Here is a 16,103-nt window from a genome sequence, read left to right on the forward strand (position 1 = left end):
CGATATAACAAAACATTGATTAGTATCACCCCTGCGGAATATTTGCGTTTACATAACATGCAAATTAGGGTGCATACTCAGTCTGGAACAAGAACATGGCGTTAACCCCTTATACCTTTGATAGGGGCAATTCAGCCACAAGTAAATGGCCGAAGTGAATTGTCACTTCGGCCATTGCTCAACACTCAATTCCAACTGTTATCGGCACATGTAGCCTGACATATAGGTATCGAGATCCCGGACCAGGTTGTTGGCATCCCAACTACTCCAACGGCTTGGTTGATAGCCATAGCTGCTGTATCCAGACTGCTCGAGCATAGAATGGCTCTTCTGCATGGCTGTCTCTGCCTGCTGGCAGCTCGTTAGCCCATATTGCTCATGCAGTTTGGCGCTGAACAACTTAGCGGCCAAATAATCAGCACTGCCAAATGAAGCATATTTATCCAGTACCTCCGTGGCTTCTTCGCAAGTATCTACGTGGTACCCACCGAGCATATAGGTATGCGTCTCTAAGTCCTCGCTGGTCAGGTAACCACCATAGATAGGCTTATCGTAACAAGCCACCGGCTCTGTTTTCTTAACCTGCCTATTATCCACCTGGAAGAACAAGGTTTGCCCTGGTTTCACCATAAAGTTCACACACAGTGACATATCCTCGTAGATAGATTGCATATTTCCATAATCAGGGTTGAACAACTTGCTGACTTTGAGGTAGTAATCAATCGGTGCGTCATTGCTGCTGTTTTCAAATCTCAGCTTTTCATCAACATAATAATCGCCGTTGATATCTACCATCCAGAATGACTGCCATCCGTAGGGAATGTCCACTTCACATAAGGTGTACTTCTCGTAAGGTGTCAGCTTAATTCCATCAAAGTCAAACATATTTGGCGGTGTAACGATATATGTATTCACGCCTGGGCCAGACAAAGTAAACTTCCACTCGTCGTCCGTTGCATAACCGTTAGTCAGTTTCTTCACCTTCACCATACCATTCTCACGATTGGTGTAAGTACACTCGACCGTCTCGCCGGGATCCAAGACGATATCGGCCTGCCGAGCCAATGTATTGGTTTGGGTATTTACCATTTCAGACTCGGTGCAAACCAGATCAATGAGAATGAAGTCTGGCGCAGGGTCGTATTCAGTGACTCGATAACTGCCAGGAATCACATTTTCAAACACTTTGCTCTGACCATGATCGAGAATGAAATCATCACTGCCCTCGATATTTTGCGAGAAGCTAAAACCGGTGCCATATTTCGGCTTGGTTAGCTTGTGAATGATAATAGTCCCAAGCTTCTTATTGGTAAACGAGCACTGTTTAGTCGTTCCCTCATCCTCAGGCAGTGTCACCGTGAACTCACAACCGGAACTTGCAGTTTGCACCCAACCTTCGCGGACCGTCTCAGTAACTGTATAGTCCCCGGCGACTAGTTCAAAATCACCGTCCTGCCCCTGGAAAACCTCATAGGCGCCAGGTGTAGAGTCACTGGTAACCAGCACAATACCATTCGCTCCGGTATTCGGGCCTCTCAGCGTCATCGTCCAGCCATTTTCCTCGCCAGCTGGCATGGTGATCTTATCAACAGCGGCGAGCACCGGTGCCGGCGGCTCTGGTTCAACCAATACAAATGCCAGCTGACCTGAGCAATCGTACAGCGTTGGTTCAGCCGGGAGCGTCAAATCAACCATTTTGACCGTTTCGCCAACCAAGGTGCCACAACTGGTTACCTCTGCGGTATAGACGTCCGGAGCGATATCATCAATGGTCTGTGTAATATCATTGTTTGAGCTGTTGAAGTCATAGGTTAGCGTCTCGATCAGCTCATTCGATGAGTTTTTCACTTCCACTGTACACTGCAAGGTATTTGGCGCAACTAGGGCAGGCACCGCCAATCGAACATCGAGGTCGACTAAAATCGAGCTGGTCACAGTGACTTGCACCGGTGACTGCTCAGTCCCACTCTCAACCATGGTACCATCCGAGGCTGTTAGCAGTGCCCAGTCCGCCAGAGTGCCGGTTGTGCTGGTAACCGCCGCTGCCGAAATCGTTTTGGTAAATTCAACAAAACCAACAGCACAACCGTTTGGATCGGTACACTCACCCGGTTGCTGCGTCTCTGATGTCCACACCAGATCGGGATCAGCCGGTGTCAGTGGAGTATTTAATTGATAACTCCCTGAAAAAGTACCAGTCGCTCCCGTTACTTGAGAGACAAAATAGCTCAGCCCCGTACCAGTCAACCGCTCGGTATCTGATACTGTTGCAGTCGTCAGCTCCCCACTCACCTGCTGGATACCAGCACCATCCTGGACCAAATCAAATTGTGTGGTTAACGGCTGGCCAGGAAAGGCAGGGACACCCGCTAACGCGGGATCTTTGAAGGTCGCTGTCGCGACATCATTCAAACCGGATACACCCAACGGCGCTTCAAACGTGTGGGTAACGAACACTTCAGAATTGGCTGGGACAGACACCCCATTGAAGGTAGCAACATCTAGTGATTCTTCACCCGCGCCAATATCACCAAGGATCTCATCCGTGATATCTACCACCACCTCTCTTGAAATATTGTTGGCGACATAAATGTTAGTCACCACACGAACTGCATCCCCCGATGTCGGTATCACACTCCACTCAACACGAATGGTGGCTTCAGCGCTGTTATCCTGAGAAGTGTCGCAGGTATTGCCAAGGTTCAGCGTAGTTGGCGTCGCCTGCTTAGTCATATTCCAAACAATACCGTCGCCTACAGTGGCCGTCATGTCTTTGCGAACACCAAAAGCTTGGCTCGCATCGACATCAATGGTTATCGTTCTTCTGCCTTGCTGGAAGCCTTCCTGTTCAAAAACATACGCTTGCAGTGAAGAACCCGGAAATTGACTGGCTCCGATTGCCAGCCGGTTCGCCCAGTCAATGACACAGGTGGTATTTGGGCCCTGAGATATTCTCAGTTCGCGGTAGATAACATCATCGGCACCGCCATTCACCTGATCGGTCACAACAGGCGCGCCAACGCTGATTAAGGTACAGCTTGCATCGGAAAAGTCATTGTCGAGACCACCTCCGATGATCTGGACATCAACAATCTGATCGTAGCCAGCATTGCCATTATCTTGGTTGTCAGCCGCCACCCTAATGTCATATGTTACGACTCCAGCACTATCGCCGTTTTCCGCTATCAAGCGAAAAGGAACCAGATCCAGTTCATCCCAGCCTTTTCCCAAATTACCTGAGGTATAAGGAGTATCAGCCCCTCCTAAGGTATTCGGATCCTGACAGGTATAATTGCCATCATCGTTAGGTAGACTATTTCTGTCAGCGAGCAATGTCGGATCACCGTCATTCCGACAGCCTTCAAAGGTAAACTGTACCGTATTAGGTGCCGGGTCAAAGGCCTTTACAGGTAATGCTGCTAACCCCGTCAATAATATGATTCCCCATAAAGCATGCCGCTTTATTAGGCAAAAAATATCAAACGTCATAAACCTAACCTTCTATTGTTATGCTGTAGCCAGTTATCATTTAGATGGAACAAACCAGAATCTTCCAACTGTTACTACAAAATTTAGTTAGGTGTTTTTGGGAAAACTGGCTAATTGCGGGAGATTACTCATTATGAGTCGCGTTATTAGGGATGAGAACGAAAAACCCGTCAACGCTACCGGGTTTAACTAAGACAATGACAAAAGACAGTTAACTTGCCGGCTCAATAGTTCCGTTAAAGGTTTCCAACAAGCAATCCTTGACTGGCTGGGAGTGGAAGATACTTACAATTTTATGATAAGAGTCCCGTAGTCACCACGTGATTCATAGTAATAATCGTCGCCCCAATTTTGATAGAAGACACCTCTTGCTCACCATAATCAGTCAGACCGTACAGTACAATACCGCTATTATCCTTCATTTCAGATTGAAATGGTCTTTCAGGGTTGTTCCTTGCTCTCAAGCCCGAACTGAAGCTCTACCGGTCGCCAACGGTGGAAACAAGATAGAAACGGAAAAAGTCGCAACCGAAAACCAGCGCCGCCATTACCCGTCCAAAATATGGCTGAACTAACTCGACATGCTCAAGCTTTTGCGCTGTCCCTTTACATCAAGAATTCGACCACTTTTAATTGCTTGAGCTTGACGAGAGGTATTCATATGACAGTCTTTATAGCTAGCCTATCACTATCTGCAGATTGTTTGACATCAGATAGAACGGTGTGCACAAAAGCCCCCAGCTCTTCGACAGGGGCTTCACTCAGTGAGTTACTCTAATTCAACCGGCGGCCTAAACACCATTTCATGCATCACCACATCCTGTGGCAACTCGAGCAACGCAGAAATAGTCTGCGCAACACTTTCCGGCTGCATATACTGCGGTCGTTCAGTTTCCCTGAAGTTAGTGTCTGTCCCGCCGGGGAACAGTGAAGTAACCTTGATCCCGTGTGGTTGAGCCTCTTTCATCAATATCGCACTGAATCCTGCCAACCCTTGTTTCATTGCCGTATAAACAGCCATGGTTTCATTTGAACGCTTAGCAACAGTACTGAGCACATTGATGATTTGGCCAGACCTTGCAGGTTTCATGACTTTCAATGCTTCGCGGCTCAATAAGGCCGGTGCTCGCAAGTTGACAGCGTATTGGTAGTCAAACTCTTCGAGGGTGAATTCATCAATACCACATTTGCGAGAATTCATTCCGGCATTATTGATCAATACATCTACCCCGCCGAGCTTCTCAACTGCCTGTTCGAACAATGCCACAGCTTGCTCAGGATCACTCAAATCAGCCGCGATAATATGACAACCCGTCAGTGCCGCCAACTCCTCTAACTTGGCACAATTCCGACCAGTGGCAACAACACTATACCCTTTCATGCATAATTGTTGTGCCAACGCGTAACCAATCCCACTCGTTGCCCCTGTTACCAATATCCGTTTCATTTTATCCCTAATTAATAGACATCAATATCAACCAGTTTGTCATACTTTATAAGCTAACCATATGGTTTTATCTGTCTCGGTTAATTACGCAAAGCAGAATTAAGCCGGCTTTAACATCTGCATATCCGCTCCGGTATCGTCAGGGAGGTATTCCATATTGTGTAAACGAAATGAAGCCCAATAGCCACGCCAACGGACGTCGGTACTAAGGACTTCAGCCATTTTTCTGATCAGTTCGGGCCTCATCGCCAATCCAACGGCTTCATAAAACAGGTTAACCTGCTCATCTGCATCAACGTCGTATAACTCTTGATAGCCAGTTGATGCATTGTAACCGTAGAACCACTCCTTGCCTGACATTTCCAGTCTGATTGCAGCCCCAAAATTCATCCCAACATGCATGCCAGTCTGGAAAACCTGCACCATCGGCTCTTTTTCTCCGCCACTTGCCACTTTGAGCAAGTTACTCCCTTCCATATGCGCAGGTTTTTCAATACCCGCAGCCGCCAACAGTGTCGGAGCAATATCCAATGCCGAACACACAGTCTCAATCTTCTTCATTACCGGCATAGTATGCTTTGCCGCTTTTATATAGAGTGGGATTGCAAAAATATCCGGTTGGAAGTACACCCCTTTGTCTGCCATGCCTAACCGGCCATTCATATCACCGTGGTCCGCCGAAAAGACAACAACACAATCGTCCCAAAGTCCTTCAGACTTCAAGTAATCCACCAGCCTGCCAACAGCGTAGTCGACCACTTCGACCTGAAGCAGGTGAGCGGCAATATAGTCGATGACGGTATCTTCATCGTACATTCCCCAATATTTGCGGTACAACGCATAGATTGGGTTATCTGGTAGGATATTATTTGCTTGCAATTCGGTATAGCTTGCAGGCAATGTAATCGCAGATTTTATTTCCTCATACCGTTTCTCAAACCCACTAGGAATTGAATAAGGCTGGTGAGGATCGAAGAAATCTAGCTGGGCAAAAAATGGTCTTCCTGGCTCCTGACGTCTAGCCGCTTTTATCTGACGGATCGTCAAATCGGCAAGAAATGCAGAATAGTGGGCCTCTTTAGGAAAATCCGCACCATCAGTCTGTTCAATCCAGCCTCCGAATGAGTTCGCTGGCGTTTGCTTATCTGTCCTCAATCCGACCAGTTCCCGTCGATATCGCGGAGGCTGTACGTTTAAATGATCAAGGTAGTCAAGGTACCGGTCGTCATCTACGACCGGCGGCCCCCATCGATCCCAGGCATGCACGTTCTCACCAAAAGTGCGGATAAATTTATCTACCCCGACATGGCATTTTCCTGCATGTTTAAGGATATATCCCTCTGCTTTTAGATAATCCTGAAAGATCACATCATCCACTTGTAAATCCACTTGCGAGCCACATAGTGCCCGTTCACCATTGGTCAAATAGGGTGGATGCATGCCTGTGAACATCGCGGCGCGCGCGGGTCCGCATAACGGGCTGGTTGTATAGGTACGACAAAAGCTCGTACCTTCTGCTGATATGGCATCAATATTCGGTGTTTGAATCACCTGAGCCAGTGGCCGAGATGTAAAGTAACAATCCGGGGAAATCATATCAACGGTGATAAAAACGATATTCGGCTTAGATACAGTAGGATCAACGCGATAACTCCCTTGACGCAATCTCGAGTCAAGGAATTGATGCTCAAAACCAGAATCTTGAAAAACTGACATACTTCATTCTCACAGTAAAATAAAGATAGATATGCTTGAAGGGAGGCAGGGATACTCCTGCCTATACCGCACAAGAATTAGGCTTCTCTTGCCACGCCAGTTGAGCTTGGCTTTATCAATTGACGGCGAGTTATCATGTAGTTGAGGCCGAAACAGCAAACAGCAATTATGGCCAATACTGCAATCACCTTTACCGCGCTGCCTTGCTGACCAAGAATGCCAATCTCAGAGAACACCGTATAAAGCAGAGCTAACAAACCAATAATCCCCCAGCTAGCATGTGCGGCATACTTCCAAGGCTGCACCTCTACTTGATTGGTATAGAACTGCTCATATGGCTTGGCCATTGGCTTAAAGTAACGTACGACCATCATAATGCCTACCATCCAGAGGAAATTCAGTCCGACGATATGGAGCCAGTGGATCTGGAACAAGCCAAAGTCCCCCTTGAGAACAAAGTGTGTCATGTAGAAAGTGACCATCCCCACCGGTAACGCAATAAATGCTGCCAACGCTGGCGTACGTTTGGAGACGATACCGACCAAGATGACGGTCAAAATGGGGACATTGATCACCGCCATGATGGTTCTCATCAAGGTGTAAAGGCCATCCGCATGGGCAATAAAAGGAGCGATACAGACACAGATTGCAATCGTCACCGCACCAAACAGTTTACCCACCCGAACCACTTTAATATCGTCGGCTTTCGGGTTAATGATCTCTTTGTAGATGTCCAAGCTTACTAGCGTCGAAAGGCTGTTAACACCACTGTTAAAAGAGCTCATAACAGCGCCAAACAAAACGGCACCAAAGAACCCCGTCATCCATGTCGGCATGACTTCCCGGACGAGAGTTGGATAGGCCATATCTTTGGCGAGTATTGCTTCCCCAGCTTCGGTAAACCCTCGGGTTGGTACAGTAATCAACCCTTTGTGGTGCATGTGCCACGCAATGATACCCGGAAGCACCAACATGGCTACGCCCAATACTTTCATTGCTGCAGCAGCCAATACCCCTTTTTGGCCTTCCGCCAAGTTCTTTGCCCCCAGTGAGCGCTGAACAATAGCCTGATTAGTACACCAGTAGAAAAGGTTAATGAGTAAAATACCGGAAAACAAGGTATGCCAGGGGATCGCCGCACTGTCTCCTACCCCGGCGGCCGCCATTCTTTCAGGAGACTCAGAGATCAGAATATTAAAGCCTTCGGCGACACTACTATCGCCAAGCTGGTACAACGCTAGGATGGGGACCAGAAAGCCCCCCAATAACAGGCCTACGCCGTTAACAGTATCTGAAACGGCAACGGCTTTGAGCCCACCAAAGACCGCATAAATCCCACCGACAATACCGAGTCCTATCACCATGAGCCAAGTTGCGGCGGTTTCACTCACACCAAGAACTTCTGCTACCCCAAATAATTTTCCAAGAGTAATTGCCCCTGCATAAAGTACAAAAGGCAGGAAACCAATTACAATGGCATAGATGAAAATGAATGATGCTACAGAGCGCATCCGCTTGCCATAACGCGCTTCAAGGAACTGGGGAACCGTTGCTACCCCACCTTTTAAAAACCTTGGCAGAAACACCACAGCCAACACAATCATTGTCACTGCCGCGACAGTTTCCCAGGCCATGACGCTGGCACCGTTGGCAAACGCATTACCATTCAGCCCGGTCAACTGTTCTGCTGAAATATTAGTAAGGAACAACGAACCGGCGACGACAAACCAGGGCAAGCTTCGTCCAGCCAAAAAATAACCTGTTGATTGTTTGAGGTTTTCTTGTTTAGTTGCTTTATATGATATCCAGGCAACCAATAGAGTAAATAATATGAACGAGCTCATTGCTATCATGTGTAAACTCTCCATGTAGGGTGCGATTTATTATCGTTATCCGCTATAAGTATGTTTTTGCGCTCTGCAAATACATGCCTAATGACTTGTCATTAATAATATTGACATCCGTCACAAACATTCATCATTTCTAAATATCAACAAGGAATATAATTTAAAGTCACACATTATTAGATGTAGTTAACGAACCAATCCATGTAAAAAACGAAACTATGAAAAATCAACCCTTGGTAATTACTAAAAATGTGAACTTCAACAGTGTTGGTATTCGTTCTTTCTGGGATGTGATCGGTGATGAGCATTATATTAATTTATGGCCTCGCGACAGGCGACTGCCCTACAGAGAGAATACCTTAGTCATCATCTATACAGAAAAAGGAAATGGAATCATTAACTTAAAAACCAAGGAAGAAATTCGAATTAGAGGTAACTCACTGATTTTTCTCGACCCACATACAATTCATTGCTATCGGTGTGATGGTTTAATATGGAAGTTGTATTGGATTGAAATTAACAGTGACCCAGAAACTATAAATCGAATACCAAAACAAAAAGTGATCCAGATCGATAATCACAGGCATTTTGCTATTCAATTCGAAGAATTACTGGATTCATTACAAAAGCAAAAAGTTGATTACAATAGTTATGCAGCAGCGATATTCAATAAAATATTTTATGAATGGTTATTAACAGTTAACAATGAGCAAAAGTCAAAATCATATAACAGCGTGCAGTCGGTGATAGAAGAGATGCACCACCGATTATCCGATAACTGGCAGGTCAGGGAGATGGCACTATTTATTGGGTGTAGTGAACAACATTTAAGGAAACTTTTTCTCAATCATACCGGTAAATCACCAAAAGTATATTACCTACAGCTGAAACTTGATATCGCGCTCGGCGTATTGAAACGGGGAAACAAGTCTATTTCGCAAATAGCTTTTGACCTTGGCTTCTCTGATGCGTTTCATTTCAGCAATGTCTTCAAAAAACGCTTTGGTTATCCCCCCTCAACTGTCGAACCGATTGCAGAAACGTCACAACCGTTGATCAGGGAAGAGACAGAGTAAAAACGGGCTTCTTTATCAATCGAATCGCTTTTTGACCAACTGTAAATAGCTAATCGCATTAATCTCATGCATATCCGTTGCCGGTGTCCAACATTCCGCTATTGCCAACACCCCTCTGATCTTACCTAAAAATGATAAGGCAACGGCTCCTCGCCGAACACCATTTTCATTGAACATTATATCCGCATAGCAACATTTTAATTTTGCCTTGGCAATAAGGTCGGCTTCATCTTCATCAGTAAGAATAACCCTGTCACCTTTCGTCTCATAACGCCAGGGAGTCTCATTGACGGCAACGGGCATTGGAGAAAATGCTTTGCCGACTAGGTATACGGCATCAACCTCACCCAGCCAATTTCGGACATACCCCTCCTTTGCCCACACCCGCCTTTCCAAGATCGGGCTGACACTGTGTTGCAATACCATGCCATTTTTAGAAAACTCATACCATTCCACGGTATGGCCACACTTCTTGCTCAGCGACGTCATTTCAACTTTGAGGGTCGTTTCAAAATCGGCAATATCCGCATTCGTGACGGCGGTAAGTTGGCGCATAGCTTCATAGCTTTTATCTTTATGGCGATGCAAGATTTCCATCTGGACCAAGGTATCGAGAATTCTTGAAAGCGTTGCCTTAGGGACACCTGAAACTTGATACAGCTGTTCCAAAGTCAACGGTTGCCTCGCGGTAGTGAGACATTGCAGCACCCAAAAACCCCTTGCGCAGGCCGGGGCCGAATAATTGTCAGATTCATTAAAGTTCATATTTGATATATACCAAAATTGCAATTTTTCCCATAGTAGCCAGTCACCATAGTGTGACATAGCATACAATCAGAGTTTACTAACCCTATGAAGATAAAGATAAGTCATGAAAGGCAGGCTAGATTGAAACAGCATTGCGCTAAATACCACTGCCCCAATTGGACACAGTGGTATTCACTTAGAGAAAAGCGTTATTGAACCGATAAATAAAAATGGGTGCTGTACTGGGTTTGGGAACTCTCCCCGACAAACACATCAATCTTCGAGTCAGATAAAACCATATCACCGTTTTCGGTATAATAGCCCAACTCCATAGCGGTTAGCTTAAAGCTAACCTGACAAGATTCACCGGGTGCTAGGTGTATGCGCCTAAAACCTTTTAACTCTCTGCTTGGTCGGGTAGTTCGAGCAACATGCTGGCGTATATAACACTGAACGATTTCCGATGCCTCTACTTGCCCTGTATTAGTTACTGTAACTGAAACTATTTGATTCTCTACACCTGTTATAACCGGTTGTTCCACCCAGAGATCGGAATAAGCAAAGTTGGTATAACTCAAGCCATATCCAAAGGGGTACAAAGGCGTATCTTGTTGATCTTTATATGACATATAATCTTGAAAAGCACGCATCTTGCCTATCGGTTTGCGGCAATAGTAGATCGGTACTTGCCCGGTAGAACGCGGGACCGAAATAGGCAATTTTCCACTTGGCGAGATGTCACCAAACAAGATACGGCCTAAGGCCTTACCCACCTCGGTGCCAAGCTGCCAACTATAGAGCAAGGCATCGGCATATTGCTCCGCTGAAGGCGAAGGAAGAGGACGCCCGGTACACTGCACTACAATCAAAGGCTTACCTATTTTACCAATCGCTTCAATTAATTCTTCTTGCCCAGCAGGTAAGGCCAACTCTGCAACATTCCTTGCCTCACCGGTACGGCGATGGCTCTCCCCAACACAAAGCACCACCACATCCGCTCGGTGAGCTTGTTCAACCATTTCATCACTGAAAACCGCTGACTCGGTGATCACCTCAAGTTCTGGGGCTGCAGCCGTAATGCCTGCAAAAATAGAAGTGACATCCTCAGCTTTTCCATCTAGGCACCAAGGTCCCAAATGTTGCCGACGCGAGTGGGCATGCGGTCCCAGCACAGCCAGTTTCAACCCTTGCTTAGGCAATGGCAGCAACTGACCACGGTTCTTTAGCATAACGATACACTGCTCAGCTAATTCAAGCGCTTTCTCCACATGCACTTCTGCACGCAGTGCTGTTTTATGCCACCGCTCATCGACATATGGCCGTTCAAATAACCCCGCTTTGAACTTAGCGGTCAGTACACGACTAACCGCATCATCCAGCCTTTCAATATCAATACGGCCCTGCTCGAGCAACCTTGCCAGGTTGTCGTCATATACCTCGTAGGTCATGGCCATATCGACACCAGCGTTCAGCCCTTGTACCGCAGATTCGGCCAAGTCGTCAGCTACGCCGAAATAGCTCAAGTCTGAGATCGATCCCCAATCACTGACAACCATACCGTCAAATTGCTGATCTGTTTTGAGCCAGCCCTGAATCAGCTCTTGGCTGCCGGTGACCGGTGTACCACCAAGGTCATTAAACCCTGACATTAAGGTCGCAACACCTTGTTCAACCGCAGCTTTAAATGGTGGCAAGTACACATTGTGCAATGTATTGGTCGTGATCTCTGTTGTATCGTAATCCCGTCCCCCCTCTGCGGCTCCATAACCGACAAAGTGTTTAGCACAAGCCAGCAGCGAGCTGGTAGCAGCAAGATCCTGCCCCTGAAATCCCCTGACAACAGCGCCAGCAAATTGGCTAGTGAGATATGGGTCTTCGCCACTGCTTTCAATAACTCTACCCCAACGAGGATCACGGACGATGTCGAGCATCGGGGCAAATGTCCAATGAATCCCCAACGACGCGGCTTCGGTTGCAATACAACGGTAGGCTTGCTCTACCAGACCAGGGTTCCATGAAGCCGCCTGTGCCAGCGGGATGGGTAGGACTGTTTGCTGGCCGTATATCACATCCCGGGCAATAATGAGTGGGATCCCTAATCGGCTCTCTTCCACCGCCGCCCTTTGGATTTCATTGAGTTGCACCGGGTCAACAATCTCGCCAGGCGCATTTCCCGCCCAGGCCGTGTCGGCAAGGATCCTTGAACCAAATCGTCCTTCCCTCACCGCAGCCAAATGTTCTTCGCGACGCTTATCGTAGTGACGCATAGGGGTCTGGCAGAGTTGACCTACCTTTTCGCCAACCGTCATCCGACTGAGCAAGTCCTCAACTCGAACGGCAACTGGCAAGCCTGACTTTTTATAATCTGGAATATTCATAATCATCCTTCATTATGTCGCCGCAACAGGCACCCTATTACAGCAACAATATGGCGTTAGTCTTGTGTCTTGGCTGCTCGTCGTATTTTCAGCTCAGCCGTTATTTTTTCAAACAAGTCAGGTGTAATGTAATACCAACGCATAGCAATAATTGAGCAGGCATGGGCAAACGCAACCGTCAGGAATTTCAAGATAAGTATGGTATTTAGCACATCATCAGGTTGGATTTCATTGGGTGTGTAATTAACCGATGCCAGTGCATAGCCCGTCAACAAACCTGCCATCGCACTGCTACATTTTGCTACAAAGGTCATTATCGCTGTTGTTAGTGCATTCGCATTATTACCGGTTTTATATTCACCGTATTCCACACAATCTGGGATCAACACCCAGGTTAGGTTTCCAGCGAAAACATTACATGCCATTGAAGCCACTAGCAGACTGAACATTAGCCACACTGGTAACAAGTCGGCAGTGAAGTAACAAAAGACACAAATTAGCAACCCAGCCCAGCTTCCGCCAAGAAACATCCCTTTCTTTGAAAAAATACGCCCGAGCAAAGGTAGTGATGCCACCATAATAAATGGTATAAAACTCCCTACCCCCTTAAGCATTGGAAACAGTGCTTCATTCATCATGTAATATTTGAAGAAATAAATCGCAATGGACGTCTCCATCGCAAAACCGAATATATTAGTCGCATGCGCAGTTACCAATGCTATTAACGGCTTGTTGGATTTAACTGTTTTATATACTTGGTTAGGAGTGATTTTTTGAGTTGCAATTTGCTTGGCATTTTCCAGCGTATCGCGCTTTTTGGCACCATATGCACAAATCCAAAAATTAACTGTGACCAAGACGCCAAAAATGATTCCCGTTGCACGCCAACCCGAGATTCCTCCACCGAACCAGTCAACCATGATGAGAGGCAGCGCCGTTGCCACAAAGGTCGCCAAAATACCGAGTCCCTGCTTCATCGCAACCACCGTTGTTCTTTCATGGTAATTGGTGGTCATCACCGGCGTGAGGGCGTGGTATGGGACATTGATAACCGTTTGTGCCAGAGAATAGGTAATGTAAGCAACATACGCAAACACTACTTTCGAGGTTACTGACAACTCTGGGGCCCAAAATAGCGCAGCTATAGTCAAACCAAGCACTGGCGCCCCGAAGATCAAATATGGCCTGTAGCGTCCCATTTTTGTTCGGGTTGCATCTGAAATCATACCAAATAACGGATCAGTCACGGCATCGATCAAGCGGGTGACCAGGAAAATTTTACCGACAGTCAATGGATCAATTCCATACATGTCCGTCAGGAAAAACATCAAAAACGTTCCGATGAAATGGAACATCAAATTAGAGCCAACACCACCCATGCCGTAGGCGAATAATTCTTTTTTTGATAGCGTTGCAAGAAATTTATTTCTGGGTCGATTGGTAATAGCGGGCTCTACCGCTGATTTGGCTACGGTCATAATAATTAACCTCCAGGTTTCACGTTATTATATATTTATTTTCAACTGGGCAAGAGTTATCAGCCCAGTCATTATGGCATACCAATTCAAAGGTGATAAATAATTAAACTTATTAATTACTTATTATTTATTCCAGGGTGCCTTTTTTTTATTTTTTCTACTTTATCGCCACGCCCCGTTTCCTCCAAGCGTTTGAAGTATGCAGAGATATCTTCACATTTTGCATGATGCGGGCCGCCTTCCTGCATCACGACTCGCATCGGGTCCTCGGTACTACCAAACGGCTGATTCGCCATCATGTGGTCATGCCACTGCAGGTACTGATAAGCCATTGCTTTGACAATATCAGGCAGTTCCTGCACTAGGTTGTATTGTTGGTGTGGATCATTTTTAATATTGAACAACATCTCTTGTGGAAATAGGTGCAGGCCATCATGGTAAGTGCGGATATAAATGTAATCACCATGACGGACACTACGTTGACAGACATGAGCGCATTGACTCAACACCAAAAATTCATGACCATCTTCCGCACCTTCAGTAATCGCTGATGCAAAGCTCTTTCCAGTCCACAGAGGAAGTGGATCTTTACCCATCAATTCAGCCAGAGTCGGAGCCCAATCAATATTGTAGTGTAATGCATTATTTTCAATACCAGCCTGCATTCCCGGCCAACGAACAATAAACGGCACCCGACAGGTAATATTATCCGCCGTGGCATGCTCACCGAACAAACCAAGCTCACCCAGCTTTTCACCATGATCGGAACTGATCACTATGATCAAATCATCCATCACCCCTTTGGCTTCGAGTGCTGCAAAAATCTGTCCAATATGCTGATCCATGTATCGGATACCGCAATCATAACCATCAATCATGTGGCGAAAACCCGCTATTCCCTCGATTTCACCTGGCTGGCGGGGATATTGGTCATAAGTATTGTTGTCCCACATATTAAAATCTTGTGCTGAGTGTGGCCCCGCTTTTTTCCAAAATTCAGCCATCTTTTCTTCAGTCATCCAATCAGGCAGAGGAGCATCCTTGAATGGATTCCCAAACTCTTCTGGTGCGCGATATGGAGTATGTGCATCCCAATAGTTAATGTGCAGATACCAATTATCCTCATCACCATTTCGATCAATCCAGTCAAGCACTGTCGGTGTCACTTCCTCTGCCGACTCATGACCGGAGCCACCGGTGTTATACATTTCTGTAAAACCGGCATAATAATGAAACAATGAATGACGCTCCGGGAATGGGCTGACTAACACCGTCCGCATGTTGTTCTGTCTAAACAAGGTTGGCAATGCATTGTGCTCGACATAACTCTTAAATTGTCGGCTTGCCCCCTGGGCCCGAATATCGCCTGCGGTGCCACCATGACTGACAGCACCGTTATGGATCCCCTGCATGCCTGTCATCATGGCCGTGCGTGATGGGGCACAGGGTGCATCAGATGCATAGTAGTTATTGAACCTAACACCTTGAGCCGCGATTTTATCGATATTCGGGGAGGTGTTTCGTTGGTATCCATAACAACCTAGGTGGTCGGGACGAAGGGTATCAAGATCAAGGTACAGCACACGCATAGGGATTCCTTTAATTCTCTGATCAATGACGAATTGCCAAAAATGTAAGGGCTTAAATTGCCAATTCCAAATATGTAATCAAACCTCAAATTCCATATTTAGAATATACCTTATTTGGTATCCCACGAGAATTACCACGCCCCTAATTTGTGATCGATATAATTTAAAAGTCGAGCCAGTAATATTATTATTAATTTCCGTAACACCAACCTCAGTCAAAATTTGATTTCACACACATTTTTTCCCAAGACGAACACTTGTATTTCTATTTACCGCTCATACAGAAATAAAAAAAGCCGACAAAATGTCGGCTCTTTTTAGCAAAATACCAAATAT

The 16,103-nt window shown here is 46.2% G+C and carries 9 protein-coding genes; 1 reads left to right on the forward strand and 8 read right to left on the reverse strand.

The window, feature by feature from the left end; genetic code table 11:
- Positions 1-198: 198 nt before the first annotated feature.
- The 4 genes from PTW35_RS10980 to PTW35_RS10995 all read right to left on the reverse strand — a co-directional run bounded on the left by PTW35_RS10980 (position 199) and on the right by PTW35_RS10995 (position 8,520).
- Entirely contained in the window at positions 199-3,432 is a 3,234-nt protein-coding gene (locus tag PTW35_RS10980; protein ID WP_281025020.1) for a hypothetical protein, read from the reverse strand.
- An 826-nt stretch (positions 3,433-4,258) separates the two neighbouring features.
- Positions 4,259-4,936 carry an SDR family oxidoreductase gene (locus PTW35_RS10985; RefSeq protein ID WP_281025021.1) on the reverse strand — a complete coding sequence of 226 codons (678 nt, stop codon included), beginning with the start codon at positions 4,934-4,936 and terminating at the stop codon, positions 4,259-4,261.
- 99 nt (positions 4,937-5,035) lie between these two features.
- Complete coding sequence (locus tag PTW35_RS10990) at positions 5,036-6,652, reverse strand: sulfatase-like hydrolase/transferase (RefSeq protein ID WP_281025022.1); 1,617 nt, start codon at positions 6,650-6,652, stop codon at positions 5,036-5,038.
- A 77-nt stretch (positions 6,653-6,729) separates the two neighbouring features.
- The gene (locus tag PTW35_RS10995) at positions 6,730-8,520 is read right to left on the reverse strand and encodes a solute:sodium symporter family transporter (RefSeq protein ID WP_348637721.1); all 1,791 of its coding nucleotides are present in this window, start codon (positions 8,518-8,520) and stop codon (positions 6,730-6,732) included.
- Positions 8,521-8,717: 197 nt separating this feature from the next.
- Between PTW35_RS10995 and PTW35_RS11000 the strand changes: the two genes are divergently transcribed.
- Positions 8,718-9,575, forward strand: a complete 858-nt coding sequence (locus PTW35_RS11000; RefSeq protein WP_281025023.1) for an AraC family transcriptional regulator — start codon at positions 8,718-8,720, stop codon at positions 9,573-9,575.
- 15 nt (positions 9,576-9,590) lie between these two features.
- Here PTW35_RS11000 and PTW35_RS11005 read toward each other — a convergent pair whose 3' ends face one another.
- The 4 genes from PTW35_RS11005 to PTW35_RS11020 form a co-directional block, all read right to left on the reverse strand.
- A complete protein-coding gene (locus tag PTW35_RS11005) occupies positions 9,591-10,340 on the reverse strand; it encodes a helix-turn-helix domain-containing protein (protein ID WP_281025024.1) in 750 nt (249 codons plus the stop codon).
- Between the two features lie 191 nt (positions 10,341-10,531).
- Positions 10,532-12,700, reverse strand: coding sequence for a glycoside hydrolase family 3 N-terminal domain-containing protein (locus PTW35_RS11010; RefSeq protein WP_281025025.1), 2,169 nt, complete (start codon positions 12,698-12,700; stop codon positions 10,532-10,534).
- 56 nt (positions 12,701-12,756) lie between these two features.
- Complete coding sequence (locus PTW35_RS11015) at positions 12,757-14,178, reverse strand: glycoside-pentoside-hexuronide (GPH):cation symporter (protein WP_281025026.1); 1,422 nt, start codon at positions 14,176-14,178, stop codon at positions 12,757-12,759.
- Positions 14,179-14,294: 116 nt separating this feature from the next.
- On the reverse strand, positions 14,295-15,767 hold the full coding sequence (locus tag PTW35_RS11020; RefSeq protein WP_281025027.1) for a sulfatase-like hydrolase/transferase: 1,473 nt from the start codon (positions 15,765-15,767) through the stop codon (positions 14,295-14,297).
- Between the last annotated feature and the right edge of the window lie 336 nt (positions 15,768-16,103).

The sequence above is a fragment of the Photobacterium sp. DA100 genome, assembly GCF_029223585.1.
GTDB lineage: Bacteria > Pseudomonadota > Gammaproteobacteria > Enterobacterales > Vibrionaceae > Photobacterium.